Origin of the sequence: Streptococcus mitis, from assembly GCF_008763935.1 — a bacterium.
Classification (GTDB): domain Bacteria; phylum Bacillota; class Bacilli; order Lactobacillales; family Streptococcaceae; genus Streptococcus; species Streptococcus mitis_DB.
This window is the reverse complement of sequence record NZ_VTQF01000025.1, coordinates 1-4389: the sequence shown is the minus strand read 5'-3', so window position 1 is coordinate 4389 and position 4389 is coordinate 1. Positions and strand designations below refer to the sequence as shown.

3 protein-coding genes are annotated in these 4389 nt (G+C 53.1%); 2 read left to right on the top strand and 1 reads right to left on the bottom strand.

The genetic code is table 11. From position 1 onward, the window contains the following. Positions 1-181 precede the first annotated feature (181 nt). The gene (locus F9B91_RS12035) at positions 182-856 is read right to left on the bottom strand and encodes a carbonic anhydrase (protein WP_009311072.1); all 675 of its coding nucleotides are present in this window, start codon (positions 854-856) and stop codon (positions 182-184) included. A gap of 380 nt (positions 857-1236) precedes the next feature. On the opposite strand from F9B91_RS12035, the gene F9B91_RS12030 reads away from it, so the two are divergent. Continuing rightward, complete coding sequence (locus F9B91_RS12030) at positions 1237-2478, top strand: aromatic amino acid transporter (RefSeq protein WP_070613320.1); 1242 nt, start codon at positions 1237-1239, stop codon at positions 2476-2478. Between the two features lie 255 nt (positions 2479-2733). Next, the gene (gene pta / locus F9B91_RS12025) at positions 2734-4236 is read left to right on the top strand and encodes a phosphate acetyltransferase (RefSeq protein WP_070866018.1); all 1503 of its coding nucleotides are present in this window, start codon (positions 2734-2736) and stop codon (positions 4234-4236) included. Positions 4237-4389 lie beyond the last annotated feature (153 nt).

Below are 4389 nucleotides of genomic sequence, written 5' to 3'. Positions count from 1 at the left end.
CAACCTTTTTGTTTGGGTGGGGGATTTTTATTCCGGACAGTAGTGCGCGCAGGCGGGAATCCACCCTTGGGAGACGGTTTATCGAGTTTCACAAATATTGTTTATCGTCCGAACGGATTTCCGCCTGTGCGGGTAAGGACGGCAATTTTCCAAGCGATATTTTCAGACGGCCTCCGGCCTATCAACCCGCTTTCTTGCGCGCGTTGACCACCCATTCGGAATCGGTGAGGTCGTAGATTTTTTGAATGTCGGCGAGAATGTTTTTGAAATCGATGTTCAAATCGATGAGGCGGCCGGTACGCAGGTCGAAGACCCAGCCGTGCACAATCGGGTAGCCGTCGAGCAGGTAGCGTTCCTGCACGCACGCCATTTTGATGACGTTGAGGCACTGTTCCTGCACGTTCAATTCGACCAGGCGGTCGTAGCGCAGGTGTCCGTCCTCAATCGCGTCCAATTCTTCCTGATGCAGGCGGTACACGTCGCGGATGTTACTCAACCACGGATTCATCGTGCCGAAATCTTCGGGCAGCATCGCCGCTTTGATGCCGCCGCAGTTGTAGTGGCCGCAGATGATGATGTGTTTGACTTTCAGATGCGAGACGGCGTATTCGATGGCGGAAGCGGCATTCATATCCAAACCGTGCACAAGGTTGGCGACGTTGCGGTGCACGAACACATCGCCCGGCTCAAATCCCATCAGTTCTTCCGCCGCGACGCGGCTGTCGGAGCAGCCGATGTAGAGGTATTCGGGATTTTGTCCGTCGGCGAGGTCTTTGAAGTAATCGGGGCATTGCTGCCTCTTCGTTTCCTGCCATTTGCGGTTGTTTTCAAAAATGACTTCGTATGATTGGCTCATGCGGCTTCCTTTCTGCTTGATGTGTCGTCTGTTTTTTTGTTACCGCACCCTGTTTCGGATGCGGCCTCTGTAAGGGTTGCGCATTCTAGGAAGACAAAATTAGAGAAAAATTAGCCATAAAATGCCGTATAAATATGTAAATTCGGCATTTTCAAACAAAAGGTCGTCTGAAAATCCTTTTTAACCCCAATCAGACAAAAAAAGGAGAAACCGCAGTTTCTCCCTATCTTTCAAAAAATTAAATCGTCCTCATCCACACGCCGCCGCCCCGCCCGAAAAGTTCCCTACTGTCTGCCATTCTCCGTAATTTTCAGACGACCTCCTTACCAATCCTTACACTTTACGGCATAATGGCGGACTGTTTTTCCGAGGAGAATTTCATGTCCGTCAAAACCCCGTCGCTTTTCGGCGGCGCCATGATTATCGCCGGTACGGTTATCGGCGCAGGTATGCTTGCCAACCCGACCGCCACCTCCGGCGTCTGGTTTACAGGCTCGCTGATTGTGTTGCTTTACACTTGGTTTTCCATGCTCTCCAGCGGTCTGATGATCCTTGAAGTCAACACCCACTATCCGCACGGCGCCAGCTTCGACACCATGGTCAAAGACCTGCTCGGACCGATTTGGAACGCCATCAACGGCATTGCCGTCGCCTTCGTTTTATACCTGCTCACCTATGCCTATATCTTCGTCGGCGGCGACTTGACCGCCAAAGGGCTGGGCAGCGCGGTGGGTAGCGATGTTTCGCTCACCGTCGGACAACTCGTTTTCTTCGGCATCCTCGCCTTTTGCGTGTGGGCGTCGGCACGATTGGTCGACCGCTTCACCAGCGTCCTCATCGGCGGCATGGTGCTGACCTTCATCTGGGCGACCGGCGGGCTGATTGCCGATGCCAAACTGCCCATCCTCTTCGACACCCAAGCCCCCGCAGGCACCAGCTACTGGATTTACGTCGCCACCGCCCTGCCCGTCTGCCTCGCATCCTTCGGCTTCCACGGCAACGTCTCCAGCCTGCTCAAATACTTTAAAGGCGATGCGCCCAAAGTGGCGAAATCCATCTGGGCAGGTACACTGATTGCGCTCGTGATTTACGTCCTGTGGCAAATCGCCATCCAAGGCAACTTGCCGCGCAGCGAGTTCGCCCCCGTGATTGCCGCCGAAGGACAAGTCTCCGTCCTCATCGAAACACTGTCCAAATTCGCCCAAACCGGCAGCATGGACAAAGTATTGACCCTCTTCTCCTACATGGCGATTGCCACTTCATTCCTCGGCGTAACGCTCGGCCTCTTTGACTACATCGCCGACATCTTCAAATGGAACGACAGCGTGTCCGGCCGCACCAAAACCGCCGCCCTCACCTTCCTGCCGCCCCTGATTTTCTGTCTGTTGTATCCAACAGGCTTCGTTACCGCCATCGGCTACGTCGGTCTGGCGGCAACCATTTGGACCGGCATCATCCCCGCCATGCTGCTCTACCGTTCGCGCCAAAAATTCGGCGCAGGCAAAAACTACAAGATTTACGGCGGATTCGGACTGATGGTTTGGGTTTTTCTCTTCGGCGTCATCAACATCGCCGCGCAGGTATTGAGCCAGCTCGAACTCGTCCCCGTGTTCAAAGGCTGACAACCACCCGAACTGATCAAAAAAGGTCGTCTGAAACTCCATCAAAGTTTTTTTTCAGACGACCTTTTCTATATTTCGCATAGACAGTATCAGTCCCTTAAAAATCCATTGCATTTTCGCTCAATCCATTAACATTTAACCTTGTTGGAAACGTAGTTTGTTTGTTAGTATTAAGCCATTGCCGTTACGTCTGCATCACGGCGGCGACGGACAACCTCCAAGACGGACAACCTCCAAATAGAAAGGACACATATCATGGCTAAATTATTGGTCGCTCCGGTATCTGCCGGTTTGGACGTGGCAGCAGCAAGCAAAGCCTTTGCCCAAGCTTTGGATGCGCAAGTTTTCCAACCGCTCGACGCATCTGCCGAAATCCTGTTGGCACAAGGCAAAAGCGACGACTGGTTTGACGCTGTGGTCGGCAAAGCCGTCGCACTCAATACCGACAAACTCGTTATCGAAGGTATTGCCCCCGATGCGGACAAACTCTTCCTGTCCGGCAAAAACGTCGAGCTGGCACTGTCTTTGGACGCTGGCGTAGTCTTGGCATTGCAATCTGACAATGCCGATGCAGCCGAAGTGGCACACCGAATCAACCTTGCCAAACAGCTTTACACTAACGCACCGGGTCTTCTGGAAGGCTTCATTATTGAAGGTGCGGCAGCATCCGTAGGCGAAGAAGTCGCTCGCCTGACCGGACTGACGTTCTACGGCTCAAGCAGCGCGCTCAAAGACGTATCTGCTTTGGCAAAACGCGAAGCCTCCCGTCTTTCTCCCGCCCAATTCCGTTACAACCTGATTGATTTTGCCCGCAAAGCCGATATGCGCATCGTCTTGCCTGAAGGTGCAGAACCGCGTACTGTCGCCGCAGCCGCCATCTGCCATGAAAAAGGCATTGCCCGCTGCGTCCTGCTTGCCAAACGTGAAGAAGTTGAAGCCGTTGCCAAAGAACGCGGCATCAACCTGCCTGACTCTTTGGAAATCGTCGATCCGGCTACATTGATTGAACAATACGTCGAGCCGATGTGCGAATTGCGCAAATCCAAAGGTCTGATCCCTGAAGATGCCCGCAAACAACTGCAAGACACCGTCGTCCTCGGCACCATGATGATGGCGCAAAACGACGTGGACGGCTTGGTATCCGGTGCCGTTCATACTACCGCCAACACCATCCGCCCTGCCTTGCAGCTGATTAAAACCGCACCGGGCGCAAGCCTCGTGTCCAGCGTATTCTTCATGCTGCTGCCTAATCAAGTCCTCGTCTTCGGCGACTGCGCGGTCAACCCGAACCCGACGCCCGAACAGCTTGCCGATATCGCCATCCAATCCGCTGATACCGCCAAAGCCTTTGGTATTCCACCAAAAGTTGCCATGATTTCTTACTCCACCATCAACTCAGGCAGCGGCCCTGATGTCGATGCCGTGATTGAAGCGACCAAACTGGCGAAAGAAAAACGCCCGGACTTAGAAATTGATGGCCCGCTGCAATACGATGCGGCTACCGTGCCTGAAATCGGCAAAACTAAAGCACCTGAAAGCACTGTCGCCGGTCAGGCAACCGTCCTGATTTTCCCGAACCTCAACACCGGCAACTGTACTTACAAAGCCGTACAACGCAGCGCCAACGTACTGAGCGTCGGTCCGTTGTTGCAAGGTTTGCGCAAACCGGTCAACGACCTCTCCCGCGGCGCATTGGTAGAAGACATTGTCTTTACCATCGCTCTGACAGCGGTTCAGGCAAAACAAATGGCTGGCTGATTGCTTGAGTCTTTGAAGTAAACAAAGGTCGTCTGAAAACCATAAATAAGGTTTTCAGACGACCTTTTTGATTGACGGAATACAGACAAGCTGAGACCTTTGCAAAATTCCCCAAAATCCCCTAAATTCCCACCAAGACATTTAGGGGATTTC